The organism is Microbacterium sp. MYb45 (genome assembly GCF_002979655.1).
GTDB lineage: Bacteria > Actinomycetota > Actinomycetes > Actinomycetales > Microbacteriaceae > Microbacterium.
Genome location: NZ_PCPG01000001.1, coordinates 613,962 through 638,511, shown reverse-complemented (window position 1 = coordinate 638,511; position 24,550 = coordinate 613,962). Strand labels below are relative to the sequence as shown.

Sequence of the window (24,550 nt, the reverse complement as noted above, 5' to 3'; positions counted from 1 at the left end):
CTACCCTTGGGAAGTGACCCCTGAAGATGCAGTGCTGACCGACGCCCCCGAGGACTCCCCCGCGACCCCCGGATTCGAGGAGCTCGGCATCACCGGGCCCGTCCTCAAAGCCATCAAGGACCTCGGCTACGAGACCCCGTCGCCCATCCAGGCGGCGACCATTCCAACGCTTCTCGCCGGCCGCGACGTAGTCGGCCAGGCACAGACCGGAACGGGTAAGACCGCCGCTTTCGCGCTTCCCGTCCTCGAACGCCTCGATGTCTCCCAGAAGATCCCGCAGGCGCTCGTGCTCGCTCCCACCCGTGAGCTCGCACTCCAGGTGTGCGAGGCATTCGAGTCCTATGCCTCGAAGATGAAGGGCGTGCACGTCCTCCCCGTCTACGGCGGACAGGGCTACGGCGTGCAGCTGTCCGCGCTGCGACGCGGTGTCCACGTCATCGTCGGTACGCCCGGCCGAATCATGGACCACCTCGCCAAGGGCACACTCGACCTGTCCGAGTTGAAGTATCTGGTGCTCGATGAGGCCGATGAGATGCTGAAGATGGGCTTCGCGGAAGACGTCGAGCAGATCCTCGCGCAGACCCCGGAGGAGAAGCAGGTCGCGCTGTTCTCGGCCACGATGCCGCCGCAGATCCGTCGACTCGCGCAGAAGTACCTGCGTGAGCCGGAAGAGATCAGCATCAAGTCCAAGACTGCCACCGGCACGAACATCACGCAGCGCTACCTCGTCGTGTCGTATGCGCAGAAGGTCGATGCGCTCACCCGCATCCTCGAGGTCGAGAACTTCGACGGGATGATCGTCTTCGTGCGCACCAAGAACGAGACCGAGACGCTGGCCGAGAAGCTGCGGGCCCGGGGATACTCCGCAGCCGCGATCAACGGCGACGTGCCCCAGGTGCAGCGCGAGCGTAGTGTCAACCAGCTCAAGGACGGCAAACTCGACATCCTCGTCGCGACCGACGTGGCCGCTCGCGGTCTCGACGTCGAGCGCATCAGCCACGTCGTCAACTTCGACATCCCCACCGACACCGAGTCGTACGTGCACCGCATCGGTCGCACGGGTCGTGCGGGACGATCGGGCGATGCGATCAGCTTCATCACCCCGCGCGAGCGCTACCTCCTGAAGCACATCGAGAAGGCCACCCGTCAGCAGCCCGCCCAGATGCAGCTGCCTAGCACGGAGGACGTGAACACCACGCGTCTGAACCGCTTCGACGACGCGATCACCACCGCACTGTCGGAGACCGGCCGCATCGACGCTTTCCGCGACATCGTCGCCCACTACGTCCGCCACCACGACGTCCCCGAGGCCGACGTGGCAGCAGCTCTCGCCGTGGTCGCTCAGGGCGACAAGCCGCTGCTCCTGGACCCGGCCAACGATCCGCTGACGAAGGCTGTCGAAGCAGATAATCGCCCTCCGCGCGAGCGCACGGGACGGGACGCGCGTGAGTCCCGCGAACCGCGTGAGCGTCGAGGTCGCGGCGACTACACGGCATACCGCATCGAGGTCGGTCGCCGTCATCGGGTCGAACCGCGCCAGATCGTCGGTGCCCTCGCGAACGAAGGCGGCCTCGGCCGTGACGACTTCGGCGCGATCAACATCCGTCCCGACTTCTCGGTCGTCGAGCTTCCGGCGAACATGAGTCCGACCGTCCTGGAGAAGCTTCGCGACACCCGCATCTCCGGTCGGTTGATCGAGATCAAGCCCGACCGCGGCCCCGCCGGCGCGCGCCGCAGCGGCCCGCGTGAAGGTGGACGCGACGCGGGAGACCGGTTCGAGCGTCGTGACCGCGACGAGCGACCGGCTCGCGACAGCCGCGACGAGAAGCCGTTCCGCAAGCCCCGTCACAAGAGCTGACGCCGCATCGCGCGCGGTTCGGACTATCCCGTTCCGCGCGCGAGTTGCGCCGCGACGTCGATCAGCGGCTCGGGGTGCGCCAACAATGCCCGCTGTTCGGGGTGTGCGATGAGGTGCGCGATCAATCGATGTGCGCCCGCCACCGTCGGCTGCCAGTAGCCACCGACGTGATGGCGGCTCAGCGGCAGCGTCGTGCTCTCACCATCGACAGTGAGCGTCACCGCTCCATCATCGGGCTCGATGCCGGGGTCGCTCAGCATCGCCGCCGTCAGTGCGCCGAGCAGTACCGTGCCGAAGAACCCGGGCAGCCGGAACCGCGTCGTCGGCACATCGAGAGCGATCCCCTCCACGCGGTCCCACGGCACGATCCCTTGACCTTCGGCACCTCGGCGGATGATCACCGCCTGCGGAGTGAGACGAAGATGGTGTCGCCCGGGGTCTCCGAGCGCCAGAGCATTCGGAACGACGATCAGAGGCCCGTAACGCTTCACGACCCGTCGCTCGCGGGCGGGAGCGCGGCCGGCCCCTCTGTCACGAGGATGTGGAACTGTGCCGCGTCGAGGATCCGGATTCCGAGGTCCTCGGCCTTGGCGAGTTTCGATCCCGCGCCGGGACCCGCCGCTACGAAATCCGTTTTCTTCGACACGCTCGACGCAGCCTTACCGCCCGCGTTGATGATCGCCTCCTGCGCGCCGTCGCGGGTGTAGCCGTCGAGGGAGCCGGTGGCCACCACCGTGAGACCTTCGAGCACTCCACCCGCCGCAACCGCCGCACCCGGCCCGGGGTGGCCAGGCGTCGACCACTGCACGCCCGCATCGGCCCACTGCTGCACGATCTCCTGATGCCAGTCGACCTCGAACCATGCGAGCAGGGAATCGGCGATGATGCCCCCCACGCCCTCGACGGCGGCAAGCTCGTCTCGCGTAGCCGCACGGATCGCATCGAGAGAGCCGAACCACTGCGCCAGAGCCCGGGCGGCGACGGGGCCGACGTGGCGGATGTTGAGCGACACAAGCAGTCGCCACAACTCCTTGGTCTTCGCCTTCTCGAGCTCGGCGAGCAGGGTGAGCGCCTGCGACGACGGCTGCGGCCCCTCGAGACCCGACTTCTTCTCGGCCGCGGTGGGGTTGCGTCGGAAAGGAGCGCGCGTCTTGACGATCCCGTCCTCGTCCTCCTTCGGGAGTCCGGTCTCGGAATCTCGCACGAACAGTTCGATGGGTACGAGCTCCTCGAGGGTGAGGGCGAACAGCCCGGCCTCGGTCTCGAGCGGGGGCACAGCCGGTGAGGTCGGTTGGGTGAGCGCCGCAGCGGTCACCTCGCCGAGCGCTTCTACATCGAGGGCGCCGCGGGATCCGATGTGCTCGACACGGCCACGGACCTGAGCGGGACACGAACGCGCGTTCGGGCACCGGAGGTCGATGTCGCCTTCCTTCATCGCGCGTAACGGTGTACCGCATTCCGGGCACTCGACCGGCATGACGAACTCCCGCTCGCTGCCGTCGCGCTTCTCGACCACGGGGCCGAGAACCTCGGGGATCACGTCGCCGGCCTTGCGCAGAACGACGGTGTCGCCGATCAGCACGCCCTTGGCCTTGACGACATCCTTGTTGTGCAGCGTGGCCTGGCGGACGACGGAACCGGCCACGTGCGCGGGCGCCATGACGGCGAACGGCGTGGCGCGCCCCGTGCGTCCCACCGATACGACGATGTCGAGGAGCTTGGTCTGGACCTCTTCGGGCGGGTACTTGTAGGCGATGGCCCAGCGGGGCGCTCGGCTCGTCGCGCCGAGTTCGTCGTGCAGCTCGAGCTCGTCGACTTTGACCACGATGCCGTCGAGCTCGTGCTCGATGTCATGACGGTGCTCGCCGAAGTACTCGACGAAGGACACCACCTCGTCGATCGTGTGGCACACCTTCGTATGCGGGCTCGTGGGCAGACCCCATTCGGCGAGCAGGTCGTACACCTCGCTCTGCGCGGCGACGGGAGGGTTCGTCCACGCGCCGATGCCGTGCACGTAGAGCGCGAGCGACTCGATGCGCAGGAGTCCGGCCTCGAGTTCGAGGCCGTTCTTCTTGTCGATCTGCTGGCGGAGCCCGCCGCTGGCGGCATTGCGCGGATTGGCGAACGACGGGAAGCGTCGGGCGGCCGCCGTCTGCGCCTTCTCCTCGTCGAACGCCTTCTTCGCGCCTCCCCTGGCTTCCCAGCGCGCGAGAGCATCGGCGTACGCGCGGTCCCGGAAGTCGGCCTGCGCAGCGTTGAGACGCTCGAACGCTGCGACAGGGATGAATACCTCGCCACGCACTTCGGCGATCGGGGGATGACCCTCCCCGCTCAGCCGTTGCGGGATCTCTGGCAGACGGAGGGCGTTCTCCGTCACGATCTCGCCGACGCGGCCGTCGCCCCGAGTGGCGGCAGAGGTGAGGACGCCGTTCTCGTACCGGAGGTTGATCGCGAGCCCGTCGATCTTCAGCTCGGTGAGCCACGCGACATCACGCCCGGCGGCGGCCCTGGTCTTCGCCGCCCACTCCCGCAGTTCGTCGACGGAGAAGACGTTGTCGAGGCTGAGCATGCGCTCGGCGTGCTCGATCGTCGCAAGCCCCGTTGCCTCGGCCGCCCCGACCATCTGGGTGGGCGAATCCTGACCCTGCAGCTCGGGGTGCAGCCGCTCCAGTTCCTCGAGCCGATGCATCCATCCGTCGTAGGTGAAGTCATCCACGACCGATGTGTCACGGCCGTAATAGGCCTCCTTCGCGTCGAGGATGCGAGCGGTCAGCTCCTCGGCTTCGGTTCGGGCGTCTTCCAGCGAGATGTTCTCCGGCACCCCGCCAGTCTACGAGCGGGCACCGACACCGATGGGGTCTACGCGCCGACAGGCACCGCCGACACCGTGGTGTCGATCGTGAACTGCCCGAGCACCCGGGTGCCGACGTAGAGCACGGCGGTCTGCCCAGGCGCGACCCCGTCGAGCGGGACCTCCGGCGTCACCCGGACCCCGTCGTCCGAGACCACGGCACGTGCGGCGACCGGCTCGGAGTGCGCGCGGATCTGCACGTGACACTCGAACGAGGACTCCGTCGGCGCGGCCCCGGCCCAGCTGAACCGCTCCCCTGCGATCTCCGCGATCGCGAGAGCCTCCTTGGGTCCGACCACGACGGTGTTCGACACCGGTCGGACTTCGAGCACGAAGCGAGGCTTGCCGTCCGCCGCGGGCACACCGAGCTTGAGGCCGCGGCGCTGTCCCACCGTGAAGGCATGCGCCCCCTCGTGCGAGCCGACGACCTCCCCGCTGCGATCCACGATCTCGCCCGTGGCGGTTCCGACCTTCTCAGCGAGCCATCCTCGGGTGTCCCCGTCGGGGATGAAGCAGATGTCGTGGCTGTCCGGCTTCTGGGCGACGGTCAGGCCGCGTGCTGCCGCCTCGGCACGAACGATCGCCTTCGAGGGGGTCGTTCCGAGCGGGAAGTACGTGTGTGCGAGCTGCTCAGCGTTCAGCACACCCAGGACGTACGACTGGTCCTTGGCGTTGTCCGACGCCCGGTGCAGCTCCAGTCCGTCGGCACCGTCGACGAGCGTGGCATAGTGCCCGGTGCACACGGCGTCGAAGCCGAGCTCGATCGCGCGCTCCAGGAGGGCCGCGAACTTGATCTTCTCGTTGCAGCGCATGCAGGGGTTGGGCGTTCGTCCTGCCTGGTACTCGGAGATGAAGTCCTCGATGACATCGTCGCGGAAACGCTCGGAGAAGTCCCACACGTAGAACGGGATGCCGAGCAGGTCGGCGGCGCGGCGGGCATCGAGCGCATCCTCGATTGTGCAGCACCCGCGACTACCCGTGCGGAGCGTTCCACCGGCTCTGGAGAGCGCCAGGTGCACACCGACCACGTCGTGCCCCGCCTCCACGGCTCTTGCTGCCGCGACGGCGGAGTCGACGCCGCCGCTCATCGCCGCAAGGATCCGCATGGGAACAGTCTACGAGCGTGCGCCTGTGCCGGCGCCGGAAGCTCGCGCATAGGCGTCGCCGATCGCGGCGAGCACCGCTTCGACATCGGCGTCCGTCGACGTCCGACCCAGCGAGAATCGCAGCACGCTGCGCGCATCCCGCTCGCTCCGCCCCATCGCCATCACGACGTGCGACGGCTCGGCGACGCCTGCCTGGCACGCCGATCCGGTCGACGCCGCCACCCCGGCGACGTCGAGGAGGAACAACAGGCTCTCCCCCACCGCACCGGGGAACAGCACCTGCGCGTTGCCCGGCAGCCGGTCCGTCGGATCGCCCAGGAGCTCGGCTGCCGGCACGGCGGAACGTAGGCCCGAGACGAGACGGTCGCGCAGCACACGCAATCGCGCGGCCTCCTCCGTCCGCTCGGACTCGGCGAGCTCGAGTGCAGTGGCGAACGCCGCAGCACCGGCGACGTCCTGGGTTCCGGCCCGGAGGCCTCGTTGCTGCGCGCCGCCGCGGAGGACGGCCGTCATTCGAGCGGTGCGAGCTGTGACGAGCACCCCGACGCCGACGGGAGCCGCGATCTTGTGCCCGGCGAGACTCATGGCCACGAGCCCCACTCCTCCGGCGGGATCTCCACGCAGATCCCGGAACGACAGCGGTACATGTCCGAGCGCGGCGACGGCGTCGAGGTGGAGCGCCACACCCGCCGTCGCGGCGGCGGCGGCAAGCGCCGCCGCGTCGTTGATCGTGCCCGCCTCATTGTTCGCGACGAGCGCGGTGGCGAGAGCGGCGCCCGGAAGCCGGAGAGCGAACTGTTCCGGATCGATCCGTGCCTGGGCGGTCACCGGCACCCGGCGCAGCTCGGCGCCGTCTTCCACGAGCGCAGCCACGGTGTCCATCGTGGCGTGGTGCTCGGCTTCGGGCATCACGATCGCCGCCGTACCTTCGGGGCGGGCCCTCCACAGCCCCTGCAACGCCAGATTGATCGACTCGGTGCCACCCGAGGTGAACACGATCTCGATCGGGTCGGCATCGAGCACCGCGGCGACCCGCTCGCGGGATTCCTCGAGCAGTCGGCGGGCATCCTGGCCGGCGCCGTGCGTGGAGGAGGCGTTGCCGACGGTCACTGTGGCAGCCAGCCAGGCGTCACGCGATTCGGGGCGCAGAGGCGTGGTCGCCGCATGATCGAGATAGTGCCGCATCCTTCGATTCTCTCGCGAAACCCGCCCTGCCGGGTCTCCGTCCGTGGAACCCGGTACGCCCTGACATGAGACTGCAACACATCGCGCCTAGTGTGTACTCATGCCCGCGTCCCGAGACCTGACCGTGCCCGGCGGCACCACCCTCGACAACCTCGGCGTCCGTCTGCACGACGGCGTCGGCACCCTGCGCGTCTGGTCGCAGAACGCCTCGTCCATCGAGCTGGTCGTGTTCGACTCCACCGACCTGGACTGGGCGACCGACGAGGTTCCGCTCGAACGGCTGGCAGGAGGCGTCTGGGAGATCACCACGGAGCTCCTTCAGCCCGGCGTCCGCTACGCCGTCCGCGTCGGCGGGCCCCACGGCCCGGGAAACACCTTCAACCCGGAGACGCTGTTGCTGGACCCGTATGCACGGGGCCTGGCCCAGGGCGACGGCTACGAGGAGTGGCGTTCGGTCGTCATCGTCGACGGCTTCGACTGGGGCGATTCCCAGAAGCCTCGTATCCCGCTCGACCGCACGGTGATCTACGAGGGGCATCTCAAGGGACTCACCAAGCGTCACCCCGATGTGCCGCCCGCCCTGCACGGCACCTATGCGGGCCTCGCCCATCCCGCGATGATCGAGTACTTCCACTCGCTGGGCATCACCTCCATCGAGCTCCTCCCCGTGCACGCCTTCGTGCCGGAGCCGCGCCTGCTCGAACGCGGACTCACCAACTACTGGGGCTACAACACCCTGAATTTCTTCACCCCGCACACCGCCTACGCGACCGAGGACGCGCGCAAAGAAGGACCGGAGGCCGTCCTCGCCGAGTTCAAGGGGATGGTGCGGCTGCTGCACGAGGCCGGCCTCGAAGTGATCCTCGACGTCGTGTACAACCACACCTCCGAAGAGGGCATCGGCGGTCCCCGCTCGAGCCTGCGCGGCATCGACAACGCCCACTACTACCGCCAGGACGAGTCCGGCGTCTACGTCGACACCACCGGGTGCGGCAACACGCTGAACACGGCGACCGATGCCGGGGCCAGACTCGTCCTCGACTCCCTCCGCTACTGGGCTCAGGAGATGCAGATCGACGGCTTCCGCTTCGACCTCGCCACCGCGATCGCCCGCGACGGGGCACACACCTACACGCCGGAGCATCCGCTCCTGCAGGCCATCGCGGATGACCCGATCCTCGCCGACACCAAGCTCATCGCCGAGCCGTGGGACGTCGGTCTCGGCGGGTGGCAGACGGGGAACTTCCCGTCGGGATGGCACGAGTGGAACGACCGCTATCGCGACCGCGTACGCAACTTCTGGCTCAGCGACATCGACTATGCACGACGTGCGTCCGCCCCGGTGGGCGTCGGTGGGTTCGCGACCCGACTCGCCGGATCCTCCAACACGTTCAGCGAAGACCGGGGGCCGCTCGCCAGCGTGAACTTCGTCACGGCACACGACGGCTTCACCCTGCACGATCTCGTCTCGTACGACGTCAAGCACAATGAAGCGAACGGTGAGCAGAACCGCGACGGTGCCGACATGAACCGCGCCTTCAACCACGGTGTCGAGGGGCCCACGGATGACCCGACGATCCTCGCCGCGCGGCGCAAAGCGATGCGCAACCTTCTCGGGACGCTGCTCCTCTCGGCCGGCATCCCGATGCTCACGGCGGGCGACGAGGTCGGACGCACCCAGCGCGGCAACAACAACGCCTATGCTCAGGACTCCGCTCTCACCTGGCTCGCCTGGGATTTCGAGCCCTGGCAGGAGGACCTCCGCGCCCATGTCTCACGCCTGATCCGGTTGCGGCAGGAGAACCCGGCATTGCGCCCCGGCCGCTACGCGCGACTCGGCGAGCACATCCCGAATGCCTCGGTCATGGACTGGTTCGACCAGAACGGCGAGACGATGGAGCAGGGCCAGTGGGCCGACCCCGGCAACCGGACCCTCCAGTACGTCGCCGCCTCCACCCCCGATACCGAGGCCTACAACCGCATCCTGCTCATCGTGCACGGGACGGAGTCACCCATCGACGTGCGCCTCCCCGACGAGATCGAGGGCGCGACCCGCTTCGTGTCGCTGTGGTCGAGCGCTCAGGAGCGGCCTTCCGACGAGCAGGAGATCTTCGCGCCCGGCGATGTGCTTCCCGTCTCCGGTACATCGATGAGGCTGTTCCGCGTCGAATGAACCCGGCTCCCGACGCACCACGCGGCACGCTACCCGCGACCACGACGGCGCGGTACATTCGGGATGTGGCTGCACGTGCTGGTACTCGGTCCTCGGCTCTACGGAGCCCCGCTCAGATCCCGACGCGCGCCTTCGGCGACGCGGATGTCCCGGGCTCGCTTCGCTCCACTCGCATCCCGCTGCTCGATCCGACACCTGCAGTGCCCGGCGGCTTCGCGCCGAAGGCCTTCGTGGGCGAGGTCGTCCCGTTCACCGTGGTCTCGTTCCGCGAGGGCCACGACATCATCGGTGTGCAGGTGCGCCTCACGTCGCCCACGGGCGAGGAGAGCCTGCACCGGCTGACCGCCCGGAGCGACGGCACGGACCGGTGGGCGGCGGAGATCGCGCTCGACGAGCAGGGTGCATGGCGCTATCGGTTCGAAGCGTTCTCCGACGACTTCGCAACCTGGGCCCACGCCGCGGAGCTGAAGGTCGCAGCCGGTGTCGACGTGCCGGTGATGGCCGCGCTCGGCGCAGAGCTGCTCGCGCGGGCCGCCGCTGAGAAGGACCGCCCCGCCGCCCAGCGGAAACGTCTGCTCGCGGACGCCGAGTCGCTGCGGACCGGGGATGGCGAAACGGCACTCGCGCTCTCCACCGATTCCGGACTGGCTGATGTCTTCCTGGCCCGCCCTCTGACGAGCCTGCGTTCCGCCACCGAGCGACAGACGCTCAACGTGGACCGTGCCGCGGCGGGCGTCGGTGCGTGGTACGAGTTCTTCCCGCGATCGGAGGGCGCGAAGCGGCTCAAGGACGGGACCGTGAAGAGCGGGACGTTCCGCACGGCAGCCAAACGCTTGCCGGAGGTCGCCGCGATGGGTTTCGACGTGGTCTATCTGGTTCCGATCCATCCGATCGGTACCACCAACCGCAAGGGGCGCAACAACACCCTCACAGCGGAGCCGGGTGATCCCGGATCCCCATATGCGATCGGCTCCGCCGAGGGCGGTCACGACGCGATCCACCCGGACCTGGGATCGCCGGCCGACTTCCGCGCCTTCGTTCGCGCGGCGCACGGAGCCGGCCTCGAAGTCGCACTCGACCTCGCACTCCAGGCCGCCCCGGACCACCCCTGGGTGCGCGAGCACCCCGAGTGGTTCACGACCCTCCCCGACGGCAGCATCGCGTACGCCGAGAACCCGCCGAAGAAGTACCAGGACATCTACCCGCTCAACTTCGACAACGACCCCGATGGCATCGCGGCCGAGATGTTGCGGATCGTGAAGCACTGGGTGGCCCAGGGGGTGAAGATCTTCCGGGTCGACAACCCCCACACCAAGCCGCTGCAGTTCTGGGAGTGGCTGATCCGCGAGATCGGCGCCGTCGATCCGGACGTGATCTTCCTCGCGGAGGCCTTCACCCGCCCCGCCGTCATGCGTGCCCTGGCCGCCGTCGGTTTCCAGCAGAGCTACAGCTACTTCACGTGGCGGAATACCAAGAGCGAACTGGAGGAATTCCTCACCTCCGTGTCGCAGGAGACTTCCGACTACATGCGGCCCAACCTCTTCGTGAACACCCATGACATCCTGACCGAGTACCTGCAGTTCGGCGGGCGCGCGGCGTACCGTATCCGTGCCTGCATCGCCGCCACCGCAGGGCCCGTTTACGGGGTATACGCCGGCTACGAGCTCTTCGAGAACGTGGCGAGGCCCGGGTCGGAAGAGAACATCGACAACGAGAAGTACGAGTTCAAGTTCCGCGACTGGTCGGGCGCAGAGGCCCGCGGCGAATCGCTCGCTCCTCTGCTCCGGCGCCTCAACGAGATCCGCGCAGCTCACCCCGCACTCGGCCAGCTCAGGAACTTCCGGGCGCACTGGAGCGACGACGATGCCGTCCTCGTGTACAGCAAGCACCTGCCGGCGCCGTTCACCGGTACCGGACGTCCCGATACCGTCATCGTGGTGGCGAACGTCGACCCGCACTCCGTGCGCGAGACGACCGTGCACCTCGACAGCACGCAATGGGGCATCCCGCTCGGCGATCCGTTCGAGGTCGAAGACCTGCTCACCGGCGCCGTCTGGACGTGGAACGATCACAACTATGTGCGGCTCGACGCCTTCGCCGAGCCGGTGCACATCCTGAAGGTGAGGGAGCGAGCATGAGCTACACAGAAGATGTCGCCGCATCCACCGAGTGGGAGGCCGTCTCCTCGGCCACGCACCACGATCCGCACGCCATCCTCGGCGCGCACCCCCACAAAGACGCCGCAGACCGCACGGTCACCGTGATCCGCGTCCGACGCCCGCTGGCCGCCGGCGTGTCCGCGGTGTTCGGCGACGGCAGCCGGCTCGAGCTCGCCCACGTGGCGCATGGCATCTGGGAGGCGCAGCACGTCGGTCCCCCGCTCCCATACCGGCTCGCCACGCGGTACGCGGATCACGAGGAGACGCTCTCCGGGGATCCGTATCGACACCGTCCGACTCTCGGAGACCTCGACCTCCATCTGATCGCCGAGGGACGGCACGAACGCCTCTGGGAGGCGCTGGGTGCCCACCCCCGGACGCTGGACGGCGAGCAGGGCGTCGCGTTCGCCGTCTGGGCGCCCAACGCCTCCGCAGTGCGCGTCGTCGGCGATCATAACGACTGGAACGGCGATGCGCACGCGATGCGCTCGATGGGCGTGAGCGGAGTCTGGGAGCTCTTCATCCCCGATCTCCCCGTGGGCACGCGATACAAGTATCAGATCCGCACCCGCGACGGAGCCTGGATACTGAAAGCCGACCCGATGGCGCTCGCGGCCGAGGTACCGCCGAACACAGCATCCGTCGTGACCGCGTCGTCCTACGAGTGGGCGGACGGCGCGTGGATGACCCGGCGTGCCGCGACCCACGCCGTCGCGCAGCCGCTGTCGGTCTACGAGATCCACGTCGGCTCCTGGCGTGAGGGCCTCGGGTACCGGGACATCGCCGAGCCGCTGATCCAGCACGTGACGGATACCGGATTCACCCACGTCGAGTTCATGCCGTTGGCGGAACACCCCTTCGGGGGCTCCTGGGGCTACCAGGTCAGCGGCTATTACGCGCCCACGAGCCGTTTCGGCACCCCGGACGACCTGAGATACCTGATCGATCGGCTGCACCAGGCCGGCATCGGCGTGATCATGGACTGGGTTCCCGGGCACTTCCCGAAAGACGCCTTCGCCCTCGCGCGCTTCGACGGCCAGCCCCTGTACGAACACCCCGATCCTCGCCGCGGCGAGCACCAGGACTGGGGCACGCTCATCTTCGACTACGGCCGACCGGAGGTGCGCGGCTTCCTCGTAGCCAACGCGCTGTACTGGTTCAGGGAGTTCCACGTCGACGGGCTGCGGGTCGATGCCGTCGCCTCGATGCTCTATCTCGACTACTCCCGCGAAGCCGGCGAATGGGAACCGAACATCCACGGTGGCCGGGAGAATCTCGAGGCGATCCGGTTCCTGCAGGAGGTGAACGCCACGGCCTACCGACTGCACCCGGGGATCATGATGATCGCCGAGGAGTCGACCAGCTTCCCGGGCGTCACCGCACCCACCGACCACGCCGGCCTGGGGTTCGGGTTCAAATGGAACATGGGCTGGATGAACGACTCTCTCCAGTACATCTCGCGCGATCCCATGTACCGCGCGCATCACGAAGGCGAGATGACCTTCTCCTTCGTGTATGCATTCGGGGAGAACTACCTGCTGCCGATCAGCCACGACGAAGTCGTGCACGGAAAGGGCAGCCTGATGGCGAAGATGCCCGGCGACCACTGGCACAAGCTCGCGAACGTCCGCGCGTACCTCGCCTACATGTGGGGGCATCCCGGGAAGAAGCTCCTGTTCATGGGCCAGGAGTTCGGTCAGCTCGCCGAGTGGTCCGAAGGGCGTGAGCTGGATTGGTGGCTCCTCGACCAGCCGTCGCACGCGCAGCTGCAGGGCTTCGTCGGCGCGATGAACCGTGCGTACAGATCCCAGTCCCCGCTGTGGGCACGGGACAACGACGGATCATCGTTCCAGCGCCTCGGCGCACCCAGCTGGGACCCGACCGTGATCGCCTTCGAGCGGCGGGATGCCCACGGCGGACGTCTCGTCGTCGTGAGCAACTTCGCCGGGGTGGAGCGCGCGGGATATCGACTCGCACTCCCGCAGGACGGCGTCTGGCAGGAGGTTCTCAACACCGACGCCGCCGATTACGGCGGACGAGGGTCCGGAAACCTGGGCATGGTCTTCGCCACCGGTGAGGACGGAAGCGCCCCCACGGCGACGATGACCCTTCCTGCGCTGTCGACGCTGTGGCTGCGGCACCAGTCGGACCCACACGTGCCTACCGTGAGCCACGGATGACGGGGGCGCGCGCCGGATCCTCCGACGGCTAGAACAACAGCGAAGAAAGCCGGTTCCGGGCGGCTACCACCCGCGGGTCGCCCGTCCCGATGAGGCCGAACAGCTCGATCAGCCGCTCCCGCACCGGGGTGCGCTGATCGGACGGCAGTTGGGCGAACAGGTCGAGCAGTCGCGAGAAAGCGTCGTCGACGTGACCGCCGGCCAGATCGAGGTCTGCCACGTCGAACTGCGCCTGGACGTCGAGCGGTCCCTCGGCAGCCGCCGCACGCGCTGCCTGCAGGTCGAGCCCCTGCACGCGGTCGAGCAGACTCACCTGGCCGAGACCAGCGATCGCCTCCTCATCACGAGGGTTCTCGGCGAGGGCCTTCTCGTAGGCGCGGATCGCGGCGGTGTAGTCGCCTGCCTCGATCGCGGCGAACGCCTCGGCGTGCAGCGGGGGAAGCTCCGGCTCCTCCGGCGTCGACGGCGCCTCGGCATCGGCGTCGACCGCAAGCGATCCGGTGACACCGTTCTGCGCTGCCACCTGCAGCAGCTGCGCGAAGACATCGCGCACCTGCTGCTCCGGCACCGCTCCGGTGAACATCGGCACGGGCTGACCGGCGATCAACGCGACGACCATCGGGATCGACTGCGCGCGGAAGCTCTGCGCGAGCTGCGGGTTCGCATCGACGTCGACCTTGGCGAGCAGCACGCGGCCGCCGAGTTCACGCGTCACCTTCTCGATGATCGGACTCAGCTGTTTGCACGGCCCGCACCACTCGGCCCACAGATCCACGACGACGGGAACCGTGCGCGAGAGTTCGAGGATCTGCCCGAATGTCTCATCGGTCGCATCGACGACGACATCGACCACGCCGGGGGCTGGAGCCCCCTCGGGCGGAGCCGCCGGTCGGTTGCGGAGGGTCGACAGGTCCACCGCGCCACGCAGCGCGGTAGGAGAGATTTCACTCACTTGATCACCTTCACGGAAAGGAGGTCCTGGTGGACTGCCAGGAGCCTGATCTGCTCCGTCGATCCCTGAGCGGGGACCGAGAAGAACAGCTGGAACTCGTACGTCGTCTCGACGCCCTTCGCGGATTCCGTCGCGCCCGTCAGGGCCTTGGCCTCTGCGTTGTCGCCGAACCGGATCACCACGTCGGAAGACGTCGGCGTCACCGTCTCGGTATCGGTCAGAGAAACCGCGACGATCGCACCACTGTCGAGCGTGGTCATCGAGATGGGCTCATCCGTCGTCGGCGCCATGTCGAATGCCGCCTTGGACGTCTTGGCGGCACCCTTGTCGGCGAGCCCCTTGACCACGGCCTGCCGGCTGTCGGTGATCGACGTCGCGAGATTCAACGCGAGGTCATCGAACAGGCCGTAGAACTCGCTCTTCTCCCCCGAGTCGACGACGTCGGCGAACGCCGGGGCGAGTTCCGCGGGCGGGAGCGTGAGGAACGCGGAGTCCGACGGGACGAGCGACGTGCCGAGCCAGCTGGCCGCGACATCGGGGAAAACCGCATCCGCGGACATCTCGGCCATATTGCTGACCTTGTAGTTCGACCACGGGTCTGACTGCGTCATCATGAGCACAACGGGCGGCTCGGTGTCGTCGCCCTTGCTCTTCGCGAGCATGAGCACGGTGCGCGGCCACACATCGGTCGCCTCCGGAAGCACGACCTCGACATCATCCGTCGGGATCGCCGCAGGAACAGCCATGTCCGTGAGCTTGGTCCGCAGCGCGTACTCGGTCGTGCGGGCGGCGAGAGCCGGTCCGTCCAGACGCGTGGCGGCCAGGTCGAGATCGAGTGCGGCGTCTGCCTCCACCACCGTGTCGGATACCGACTTCAGGATGCGCTTGGCCTGCGCCTCGGTCACGGCGGGGGGCTTCTGATTCTCCGGCGCGATGACGGTCGGGCTGGGCGAGGGTGACGCAGAAGCATCGCCGAACTGCGGCCAGGAATCGGCGGAACACCCGGCAGCGAGAAGGGCAGTGAGCCCGAGGGCCGGGATCGCCAGCAGCCGGCGACGACGAGCGGGGCTCTTCGCGCGCATCGACGTCTTCGAGTCGTTCTCCTTGGGGTCCACGATCTCCCCATCTTCGATCTCGGTGTCCGGGGTATCTGCGGAGGGCGCCGGGTCGGCGGAGGCCGGTGTATCCGTTGAACCTTCGATCGCTGCGCGCTCTTCCGGGGGAAGCACCGCGACGTCGATCGGCTCGGTCACAGGAAGGGGGCCGGGGCCCTTGCGGCGCGGACCCCGTCCACGACGCTGGTGGCGGATTCCGAGGACGTACAGGACGAGTCCGATCAGCAGGACGATGCCGCCGGCGACCATGAGGGGCCCTGCCAGGGGGGTCGAGGTGTCGAGCGGCCAGGAGACGACGATGTCGTCGGGAGCATCCTCCGTGCCGTCGTACGCGACCAGCATGCTCGTTCCCTCGGGGAGTTGCATGTTGTCGGCGACGAGCGTGTTCTCCTTCTCGAAGGAGTCGAGCCACAGGTCGGAGCCACGGGGATCACGGCCAGTGTCGGCTTCGCCCTCTTCGCCCTCGTCGCCACCGGCCGACGCGTCCGGCGACACGTGCTCGACGGCGAAGCTGCTGTCGTCGTCCACCGTGACGTGGTTGTAGTCGGAGTCTGCGAGCCAGGCTTCCATGTCGGCTGTCCTGCCGTAGCTGCCGAAGATGTCACCCTGACCGCGCACGATCAAGGTCTGCACTCCGGGGTTCGTCCGGAGCACGTCCCCGTCCAGCAGGACGAACGGTGCAGGCTCATCGATCTTGACTTGCGTCTGCTGCGAGTCGGGGCCCACGAAGGTGCGCTGGGCGATCCCCGCCCCGATCAGCACGGCGGCAAGCACGAAGGCCACCACGGCCCATACGAAACGCACGAATAGTCTCCTCACGCATCACCGGCACCTGCCCGCGACGCAACACTCGACATTTCAGACTAGCGAAATCAGCTGTGTGTTGCCCACGTACACATGCAGTGCCGGCTGGACCGGCACGTCGCGCGCCACGTGGCTCGGCGTCTGGATACCCTTGCTGCAGTCGTTTCGAGGAGTCGTCGCATGAAGATCCACAATCCGTTCCGCACCGCCCTCGTGGCGACGCTCGGCGTGGGACTGGGGATCCTCCTGATCAACAGCGTGGAGACACTTTCGAGCGTCCTGCTCTACGTCGGCACAGCGCTCTTCCTCAGCCTGGGCCTCGATCCGCTCGTCTCCTTCCTGGAACGTCGTAGGCTCCCCCGCTGGCTCGCCGTGCTGGTGACGATCCTCGCGGTCCTCGCGATCTTCAGCGGGATCGTGCTGATCATCCTCCCCGTACTCGTGGATCAGATCTCCCAGCTGATCGCGCAGATCACGGCCATCGTTTCGCGAGGGAACATGATCCCCGATCTCAAGGAGTGGATGCAGGACACCTTCCCGAATCTGCAGGTCGATGTCGTCTTCACGTACGTCACCGACTGGCTGACGACGAACCTCGCCGAGATCGGCGGATCCATCGGTCAGGGCGTCCTCGTCGCCAGCGGCGCCGTCGTCAGCGGACTGTTCGGCGCGTTCATCATCCTCATCCTGACGATCTACCTCACCGCCTCGACGCCATCGCTCAAGCGCGCCGTGTACCAGCTCGCCCCGTCGTCGAAGCGCGACCGCTTCATCGACCTGTCGGAGCAGATCACCGACTCCGTGGGGTACTACGTCATGGGGCAGGTGACACAGGGCGTGATCAACGGCGTCCTCAGCGCGATCTACCTCTCGATCATCGATGCGCCGTTCCCGGCGGTCCTCGCGATCATCGCCTTCTTCTTCTCACTGATCCCGCTCGTCGGGACCCTGACCGGCTCCACGATCATCGTCCTCGTGTGCCTCATCCCGGGTCTCGGGTCTCCAGGGATCGCGATCGCCGCGGCGATCTACTACCTCGTCTACATGCAGGTCGAGGCGTACGTGATCTCTCCGCGCATCATGAGCCGCGCGGTCGCCGTCCCCGGAGCAGTCGTCGTCGTGGCGGCGCTCGCGGGCGGTAGCCTGCTCGGCCTGCTGGGGGCACTCATCGCGATCCCCGTCGCTGCGAGCATCCTGATCATCTACCGGCAGGTTCTCATCCCGCGGATGAACGAACTCTGAGGCACCGGAGCCTCGGGCTCGATCAGTCCGTCGGCGGCCACTGAGTGGCCAGGGGAAGAGCCGACGGGTTCACTGCCGCCACGATCTCCGTGAGCACGCGCCGCGTCTGGGTCTCGCCGACCCACAGGTGCTTACCGCCCTCGACCGCGATCAACTGGGCATGCGGAATCGAGGCGAAGCGTTCGCGAGCCTCATCCGGGCGCAGGTAGTCGTCCAGCTCCGGCACCAACACGACGAGCGGGACTTCGCTGTCGGCCCAGGCAGCGACCTCCGATTCCGTGGCGCGATGCAACGGCGGAGACAAGAGGATCACGCCGGCGATGTCGTGGTCGCGCCCGTACTTGAGCGCCAGTTCGGTGCCGAAAGACCACCCGAGGAGCCATGGACGCGGAAGCGCCCGTGCGTGGACGAAGTCCATTGCCGCCGCCACATCGAACTGCTCCGCCGCGCCCCCGTCGAACGCACCGTCGCTCGTGCCGCGCGGCGACGTGGTCCCCCGCGTGTTGAACCTCAGGACTGCCAGGTCAGCCAGCGCAGGAAGCCTCGCTGCGGCTTTGCGGATGATGTGGGAGTCCATGAATCCGCCCGCTGTCGGCAGGGGATGAAGCGTCACGAGCGTCGCCACGGGCGGAGCATCCTGCGGGATGGCCAGTTCGCCGACCAGTGTGAGACCGTCCGCGGTGGTCAGCTCGACATCCTCGCGCTGCGCGGGGAGCTCCAGCGGCCCTCGAATCTCCATGTTCACGCCATCCTCCAACAGTGTGTATGCCAATGCCGACGCGCGGCGAGATCTGCCGCATCGCCTAAGACGCCGTCGGCACGCCAGGCGACCAGGTGCGCGGTTCCCGCGACGATCGGCCGCGCACATCCCGGGCAGACGTATTCCTTCTGCGCCTGAGCGGATGACACCGGCTGCACGGTCCACTCGCTGCCCCGGCGGGTCTCCGAGCGCTTCCATCCGGCGAGCATCCGATCGAAGGAGTCGTCCGGTTCAGGGCGCGCAGGAGAGCGCCGGCGTGAGCGAGGCATCGCTCCTGTTCACCACCAGTGGTTGTTGGTCCAGAAGCTGTACGCCCCGGCCCAGCTGCCGTACCGCCCCGTGGCGTAGCCGGTGGCCCAACGCAGGTTGTCCACGGGATCGTAGCCGTTGCCGGGAACCTTGCTGCACGGAAGCGCCTGGACCAGCCCGCACGCGCCCGAAGACGAGTTCGTGGCGTTCGGGTTCCAACCGCTCTCGCGAGACACGATGTAGTCGACGTACTGCCAATCGCTCTGCGCGATGCCGGCGGCGGCCATCCAGTCGGCGGGCGCTCCACCTCCCGAGTAAGGAGGCAGGGTGCCACCGGAGGACCCGCCCTGCGAACCTGTTGCGGCAGTCGCTGCCGGCTTGGGCTTGGGCTTCGGTTTCGGCTTCACGTACACCTCGAACGTGCCGCGTTCGACCGGCGTGATCGCTGCACCGCTGACCGTGACCGTGAGATTCTGCGTGTCGGCGAGAGCGAGCGAATAGGCCGAGTCCGGAGCATCGGACTGCACGGGCTCCGCCAACGCGACGCCGGTCGGTGCCACGAGTGCTCCCGCGAATCCGACCACAGCGAGAGCGCTGAACACGCTCACGACACCACGACGGCGAGACCATCGGCGAGTGCCCGTGCGCGCGGATCTGACCGTCGCTGCGGGCACCAGCGAAAGGTCGCGTCGTTCGGGGTTCATGTCGTTTCGGGAGTTCACGATGAAGGACAGTCTACGCAAAGGCGCCTGAGTCGACCATCAGGAACTCAGCGAACGGCGAGAATCACGTCGATCGTGGCGTCGAGGAGTGCGTCGACCTGCTCTTCACGGTAGCCGCCACGCTGCATGCGAAACGCGGCAGAACGCAGCTGCTCGGCGGAGAGCGGGTCTCCGTCGCGGAGGTAGCGGACGATTCTTGTCGAGACATGATCGACCTCGTCGACGCGATAGCCGAACGTGAGGACACCGGTGCGGGCGAAGCGTCGGCGGCGAGGCCGGGCCAGGTGATCCAGGATCGTCTGCGCGTCTGCTCTCGCCTGTTCGACCCAGACCTCGGCGCCCTGCGCTCGCACCACACGCTCCCGCTCGCGCGCGGCGAAAGCGTCTTCCACGCGACCGAGAGCCGCATCGACGTCGGCCACCACGTAGCCGCCCTTGACGAGCGGAAAGGATGCCGCGCGCACATCGTCGGCGCCCAGGTCGTCGGTACCGGTCTCGAACGCTCGTCGCGCAGACGCGAGAAAGGTGTCGACAGCGGCACGGTGGTATCCACGCTCGCGCCCGGACGTCAGCGCGAACGCCGGCGAGGCATCGGCAGCTCGCTCGGCGACCTGGTCTTCGTTCATCACAGCACCACCCAGGGAGAGAGGAGGAAGTAGAGGCAGAGCGCCGGGATCGTCGAGGGCAGGATGCTGTCGAGCCGATCAAGAAGACCGCCGTGCCCGGGAAGCCAAGAACTCATGTCCTTGATGCCGAGATCGCGCTTGAGCATGGATTCCCCGAGATCGCCCAGCGTCGCCGACAGCAGGATCGACGCGCCGAAGATCAGGCCCGCCCACCAGGGCAGTTCGAGAAGGAAGATGGCGAGCAGCACGCCGGCAACCAGGGAAGCGAGGACAGCGCCGCCGAATCCCTCCCAGGTCTTCTTGGGGCTGATCTTCGGGGCCATCGGGTGACGTCCGAAAGCGAGACCCGCCGCGTACGCCCCCGTGTCGGCGGCGACCGCGACGGCGATGAAGCTGAGCACCCACCACTGGCCACCCTCCTGTTCGAGGAGGATGAGAGCGACGCCGGCGAGGAACGGGACGTAGACCTGGACGAAACCGCCGATGACCGCATCCGCGAGGACGTCACCGTAGGTACGGCCGTCTTTCACCATCATCTGGGCGATGAGTCGCCACACGATCACGAACGCGACCGCCACGAAGAGCATGACCCAGGACAGCCACGGTTCTGCGAAGTACGCGGAGAGCACCAGGAAGGCGCCCGCGACCAGCTGGGGAACGACATCGACCCGGCGGCCGGAGGCCCGCAGAGCCCGAGAGAGTTCGTACACCCCCAGCAGTGCCGCGGCCAGAGCGAATGGCACGAACAGCGCTTTGACGAAGAGCAGCGATCCGAGCAGCGCCGCACCGAACGCGAGACCGATCAGAATCGCCAGAACGAGGTCCCGCCCCGTGCGCTGTTTTATCCGTTCATTCGCCTGATCGATCTGATCGCGTGCATGGGAGACATGGTTCTCGAGTTCGTCCCGCGCGGCCCGCCACTGCTCCCGGATCGCATTGTGGTCGGCTGTGTCGAGCGGCCCGGCCACGACGGGCGCCGCACCGGCGGATGACGCCGGCAGCGGTGGACGAGGCGGAATGGTCTCCGCATCGAACGTCGGGAAGGCGGCGTCCGCGAGCGGGACGCCGTCGAGCGGCGTGCCATCACGCGCGTCTCTACGCGTCGGCGGCATGCCCTCCTCGGCGTCTCGCGTTTCGTCAGACATCCGGACTACACCTCGAGGAGTTCGGCCTCTTTGCGCTTCAGCGCGTCGTCGATGAGGTCGACGTGCTGACGCGTCAGGCCGTCCAGCTCCTTCTCGCCCCGAGCGATCTCATCCTCACCGAGCTCGCTCTTCAGCGCGTCGAGCTCGTCCTTCGCCTTGCGACGGATGCCACGGACATGGACCTTCGCGTCTTCAGCCTTGGTCTTGACGAGCTTGACGTACTCCTTGCGACGCTCAGCCGTGAGCTCGGGCATCGTCACGCGCACGAGGTTGCCGTCGTTCGTGGGGTTGACTCCGAGGTTCGGCATGTCGCGGATCGCCTGCTCGATCGCCTTCAGCGCCGACTTGTCGTACGGCGTGATGATGAGCGTTCGGGCTTCCTGGTTCGCCAGCGATGCGAGCTGGGCGATCGGGGTCGGCGTGCCGTAGTAGTCCACGAGGACCTTCTGGAACATCTGCGGGTTCGCACGACCGGTGCGCACCGTGGAGAAGTCCTCCTTGGCAGCTTCGACCGCCCGGTTCATACGAGTGGTGGTTTCAGCGAGGACGTCCGCGATCACGGTGGCTCCTATCGTCGGGGTGTTCTGCAAATTCTATCGGGCGAAGTCGTCTCCGCCGTGTCACACGCTCAGGCGGTGACGAGGGTTCCGATCGGCTCGCCGAGCAACGCGCGGGTCACGTTGCCTGCGGGCTCCATGCCGAACACGCGCATGTCCATGCTGTTGTCCATACACAGGCTGAAGGCGGTCGAGTCGACGACCTTGAGGCCACGCTGCAGCGCATCACGATACGTGACGCGCTCGATGCGCTCCGCGTCGGCGTGCTTGTTCGGGTCGGCGGTGTAGATCGCGTCGACGCCGTTCTTGGCGACGAGGACCTCGTCCGCGCCGATCTCGAGCGCGCGCTGCGCTGCGACGGTGTCGGTGGAGAAGTACGGGAGGCCTGCGCCGGCACCGAAGATGACGACGCGGCCTTTCTCGAGGTGACGCTCGGCGCGACGCGGGATGTACGGCTCGGCGACCTGAGTCATCGAGATGGCCGACTGCACGCGGGTGGCGGCTCCGGCCTGCTCGAGGAAGTCCTGGAGGGCGAGGGCGTTCATGACCGTGCCCAGCATGCCCATGTAGTCGGCGCGCCCCCTGTCCATGCCGCGCTGGCTGAGCTCGGCACCGCGGAAGAAGTTGCCTCCACCGACGACGATCGCCACCTCGACCCGATCGACGGCCGCGGCGATGTCGCGGGCGATCTGCGAGACCACATCGGGGCTGACACCCAGCTGCCCCGCTCCGAAAGCCTCGCCGGAGAGCTTGAGAAGGACGCGTCGGCGTCCGGTGCGTTCATTCATGGGTGGGTGTCCTCTCGTCCCGATTCAAGATAGTGCCTCGTGGGCATGAAGAAGGGGTTCGGATCATGCGATCCGAACCCCTTCGACCTTGCTACGCGCCGACCTTGAAGCGCGCGAAGTCCGTCACGGTGATACCGGCGTCCTTCGCCACCTGGGCGACAGAGAGCTTGTTGTCCTTGGCGTAGTCCTGCTCGAGCAGGGCGACCTGCTTGATGAACGCAGACACGCGGCCTTCGACGATCTTCGGGAGAGCCGCTTCCGGCTTGCCCTCGTTGCGAGAGATCTCGGTGACGATCTCGCGCTCCTTCTCGACCGCGTCCGCCGGCACGTCCTCGCGGGACAGGTACGACGGGTTCGCGAAGGAGATGTGCTGGGCGATGCTGCGCGCGGTCTCGGCATCCTCACCCGAGTAGGCGACGACGACACCGATCTGCGGCGGCAGGTCCTTGCTCGTGCGGTGGAGGTAGACCTCGACCTTGTCGCCCGAGATCGTGCGCACGCGGCGCAGTTCGACCTTCTCGCCGATGATCGCGGCCTCTTCGGAGATGACCTGCTCGACGCTCTTGTCGCCGGCGGAGGCGGCGAGGGCGGCCTCGACCGAGTCGGCCTTGACCGCTGCTGCGGCGTCGGCGACCTTGTCGGCCAGCGCGATGAAGCGCTCGTTCTTCGCGACGAAGTCGGTCTCGCAGGCGAGCTCGATGAGCGTCACAGCGCCATCCTGCTCGCGAGCGACGATCAGTCCCTCGCTGGTCGAACGGTCAGCGCGCTTCGCGTTGCCCTTCGCACCCTTGAGACGCAGGATCTCGGTGGCCTTCGCGACGTCTCCGTCAGCCTCCTCGAGCGCCTTCTTGGTGTCGACCATTCCGGTGCCGAGCTGCTCACGCAGCGCCTTGAGGTCAGCGATGGTGAAGTTGGCCATGTGTGGTGGCTCCTTGCTTCGTTAGGTGTGTGTGAACGAGGGGATTACTTGGCGTCGGCAGCCTCGGCGGCGGCGACCTCAGCGGTCTCCTCACCGGAAGCGGCGGCGATCGCCTCGTCATGTGCCTCCGCACCGGCCTCGTCGGCAGCGGTCTCGTCAGCAGCAGGCGTCTCGACGACGGCGGCCTCATCGTCGGAGGTCACGACCTCGGCGGCGTCAGCGGACTCCTGCACCTCCTGGGCGGGAGTCTCGAGGAGCTCCTTCTCCCAGTCGGCGAGCGGCTCGGCGTCACCCGTCTCCGGGTTGTGCTTCTGCTGCAGGCCCTCGGCCGCGGCGTCGGCGATGATGCGCGTCAGCAGCGAGACGGAGCGGATCGCGTCGTCGTTGCCGGGGATCGGGTACTGGAAGTCGTCCGGGTCGGCGTTGGTGTCGAGGATGCCGATCACCGGGATGCCGAGCTTCTTGGCCTCATCGATCGCGAGGTGCTCGCGCTTGGCGTCGACGACCCAGATGGCCGACGGCGTCTTGGTGAGGTTGCGGATACCGCCGAGCGACTTGTGCAGCTTGTCGAGCTCACGCTTCTTGAGCAGGAGCTCCTTCTTCGTGAAACCGCTGTTGGCCGGGGTCTCGTAGTCGAGCTCCTCGAGCTCCTTCATACGTGCGAGACGCTTGGAGATCGTCTGGAAGTTGGTGAGGAGTCCACCGAGCCACCGCTGGTTCACGAAGGGCTGGCCGACACGCGTCGCCTGCTCGGCGAGGATCTCCTGCGCCTGCTTCTTGGTGCCGACGAAGAGGATCGTGCCACCGTGGGCGACGGTCTCCTTGACGAAGTCGTAGGCCTTGTCGATGTAGCCGAGCGACTGCTGGAGGTCGATGATGTGGATGCCGCTGCGCTCGGTGAGGATGAAGCGCTTGACCTTCGGGTTCCACCGACGGGTCTGGTGTCCGAAGTGCACGCCGCTGTCGAGCAGCTGGCGGATGGTGACCACAGCCATGGTCGTCTCCTGGTTCTGGCGCGTTCCTGCGCCGTTGAGGTTGCAAGCCGATCGGATGATCGGACTTCCTGGTGCCCGGCCCACGCCCGCCTGTTCGAGGAACAGGACCTGTGGGAGTGGATGCCGCGATCTGAATCGCTTTGGGCACGCGTAGTCACCCCGAT

At 67.5% G+C, this 24,550-nt stretch carries 20 protein-coding genes; 5 read left to right on the top strand and 15 right to left on the bottom strand.

Going from position 1 to position 24,550, the window contains the following annotated elements; genetic code table 11:
* Positions 1-13 precede the first annotated feature (13 nt).
* Positions 14-1,858 carry a DEAD/DEAH box helicase gene (locus CQ034_RS03010; RefSeq protein WP_374956805.1) on the top strand — a complete coding sequence of 615 codons (1,845 nt, stop codon included), beginning with the start codon at positions 14-16 and terminating at the stop codon, positions 1,856-1,858.
* 23 nt (positions 1,859-1,881) lie between these two features.
* On the opposite strand, the gene CQ034_RS03005 is transcribed toward CQ034_RS03010, so the two are convergent.
* The 4 genes from CQ034_RS03005 to CQ034_RS02990 are packed head-to-tail and all read right to left on the bottom strand — an operon-like array spanning position 1,882 to position 7,000.
* The gene (locus CQ034_RS03005) at positions 1,882-2,349 is read right to left on the bottom strand and encodes a hypothetical protein (RefSeq protein ID WP_105709879.1); all 468 of its coding nucleotides are present in this window, start codon (positions 2,347-2,349) and stop codon (positions 1,882-1,884) included.
* Positions 2,346-4,679, bottom strand: coding sequence for an NAD-dependent DNA ligase LigA (gene ligA, locus CQ034_RS03000; RefSeq protein ID WP_105709878.1), 2,334 nt, complete (start codon positions 4,677-4,679; stop codon positions 2,346-2,348). The genes CQ034_RS03005 and ligA overlap by 4 nt, the downstream gene beginning before the upstream one ends.
* Before the next feature lie 38 nt (positions 4,680-4,717).
* Positions 4,718-5,815, bottom strand: a complete 1,098-nt coding sequence (gene mnmA / locus CQ034_RS02995) for a tRNA 2-thiouridine(34) synthase MnmA (RefSeq protein WP_105709877.1) — start codon at positions 5,813-5,815, stop codon at positions 4,718-4,720.
* 9 nt (positions 5,816-5,824) lie between these two features.
* The gene (locus tag CQ034_RS02990; RefSeq protein WP_105709876.1) at positions 5,825-7,000 is read right to left on the bottom strand and encodes a cysteine desulfurase family protein; all 1,176 of its coding nucleotides are present in this window, start codon (positions 6,998-7,000) and stop codon (positions 5,825-5,827) included.
* A 100-nt stretch (positions 7,001-7,100) separates the two neighbouring features.
* Here CQ034_RS02990 and glgX point away from each other — a divergent pair, with 100 nt between their 5' ends.
* The 3 genes from glgX to glgB all read left to right on the top strand — a co-directional run bounded on the left by glgX (position 7,101) and on the right by glgB (position 13,512).
* Positions 7,101-9,173, top strand: coding sequence for a glycogen debranching protein GlgX (gene glgX / locus CQ034_RS02985; RefSeq protein WP_105709875.1), 2,073 nt, complete (start codon positions 7,101-7,103; stop codon positions 9,171-9,173).
* Between the two features lie 65 nt (positions 9,174-9,238).
* On the top strand, positions 9,239-11,311 hold the full coding sequence (locus tag CQ034_RS02980; protein WP_258133995.1) for an alpha-1,4-glucan--maltose-1-phosphate maltosyltransferase: 2,073 nt from the start codon (positions 9,239-9,241) through the stop codon (positions 11,309-11,311).
* Positions 11,308-13,512: a 1,4-alpha-glucan branching protein GlgB gene (gene glgB / locus CQ034_RS02975; protein WP_029263472.1), complete on the top strand. Its 2,205-nt coding sequence runs from the start codon at positions 11,308-11,310 to the stop codon at positions 13,510-13,512. The genes CQ034_RS02980 and glgB overlap by 4 nt, the downstream gene beginning before the upstream one ends.
* Before the next feature lie 28 nt (positions 13,513-13,540).
* Here glgB and CQ034_RS02970 read toward each other — a convergent pair whose 3' ends face one another.
* Positions 13,541-14,464: a tetratricopeptide repeat protein gene (locus CQ034_RS02970; RefSeq protein ID WP_105709874.1), complete on the bottom strand. Its 924-nt coding sequence runs from the start codon at positions 14,462-14,464 to the stop codon at positions 13,541-13,543.
* Positions 14,461-16,383 carry a glycosyl transferase gene (locus tag CQ034_RS02965; RefSeq protein WP_146114788.1) on the bottom strand — a complete coding sequence of 641 codons (1,923 nt, stop codon included), beginning with the start codon at positions 16,381-16,383 and terminating at the stop codon, positions 14,461-14,463. The genes CQ034_RS02970 and CQ034_RS02965 overlap by 4 nt, the downstream gene beginning before the upstream one ends.
* A 180-nt stretch (positions 16,384-16,563) precedes the next feature.
* Here CQ034_RS02965 and CQ034_RS02960 point away from each other — a divergent pair, with 180 nt between their 5' ends.
* Positions 16,564-17,625, top strand: a complete 1,062-nt coding sequence (locus CQ034_RS02960; RefSeq protein ID WP_105709872.1) for an AI-2E family transporter — start codon at positions 16,564-16,566, stop codon at positions 17,623-17,625.
* 22 nt (positions 17,626-17,647) lie between these two features.
* On the opposite strand, the gene CQ034_RS02955 is transcribed toward CQ034_RS02960, so the two are convergent.
* The 9 genes from CQ034_RS02955 to rpsB form a co-directional block, all read right to left on the bottom strand.
* Positions 17,648-18,364 (bottom strand): alpha/beta hydrolase, encoded by a 717-nt coding sequence (locus tag CQ034_RS02955; RefSeq protein WP_105709871.1) that lies wholly within the window; start codon positions 18,362-18,364, stop codon positions 17,648-17,650.
* 2 nt (positions 18,365-18,366) lie between these two features.
* Entirely contained in the window at positions 18,367-18,654 is a 288-nt protein-coding gene (locus tag CQ034_RS19705) for a hypothetical protein (protein WP_105709870.1), read from the bottom strand.
* A gap of 9 nt (positions 18,655-18,663) precedes the next feature.
* Positions 18,664-19,356 (bottom strand): transglycosylase SLT domain-containing protein, encoded by a 693-nt coding sequence (locus tag CQ034_RS02945; protein WP_231481753.1) that lies wholly within the window; start codon positions 19,354-19,356, stop codon positions 18,664-18,666.
* Between the two features lie 47 nt (positions 19,357-19,403).
* Entirely contained in the window at positions 19,404-19,982 is a 579-nt protein-coding gene (locus CQ034_RS02940) for a DivIVA domain-containing protein (RefSeq protein WP_029263478.1), read from the bottom strand.
* Entirely contained in the window at positions 19,982-21,127 is a 1,146-nt protein-coding gene (locus tag CQ034_RS02935; protein ID WP_029263479.1) for a phosphatidate cytidylyltransferase, read from the bottom strand. The genes CQ034_RS02940 and CQ034_RS02935 overlap by 1 nt, the downstream gene beginning before the upstream one ends.
* A gap of 5 nt (positions 21,128-21,132) precedes the next feature.
* Complete coding sequence (gene frr, locus CQ034_RS02930; protein WP_029263480.1) at positions 21,133-21,687, bottom strand: ribosome recycling factor; 555 nt, start codon at positions 21,685-21,687, stop codon at positions 21,133-21,135.
* 68 nt (positions 21,688-21,755) lie between these two features.
* Positions 21,756-22,472: a UMP kinase gene (gene pyrH / locus CQ034_RS02925; RefSeq protein WP_105709869.1), complete on the bottom strand. Its 717-nt coding sequence runs from the start codon at positions 22,470-22,472 to the stop codon at positions 21,756-21,758.
* Positions 22,473-22,563: 91 nt separating this feature from the next.
* Positions 22,564-23,391, bottom strand: coding sequence for a translation elongation factor Ts (gene tsf / locus CQ034_RS02920; RefSeq protein WP_105709868.1), 828 nt, complete (start codon positions 23,389-23,391; stop codon positions 22,564-22,566).
* Between the two features lie 44 nt (positions 23,392-23,435).
* The gene (gene rpsB, locus CQ034_RS02915; protein WP_029263483.1) at positions 23,436-24,386 is read right to left on the bottom strand and encodes a 30S ribosomal protein S2; all 951 of its coding nucleotides are present in this window, start codon (positions 24,384-24,386) and stop codon (positions 23,436-23,438) included.
* Positions 24,387-24,550 lie beyond the last annotated feature (164 nt).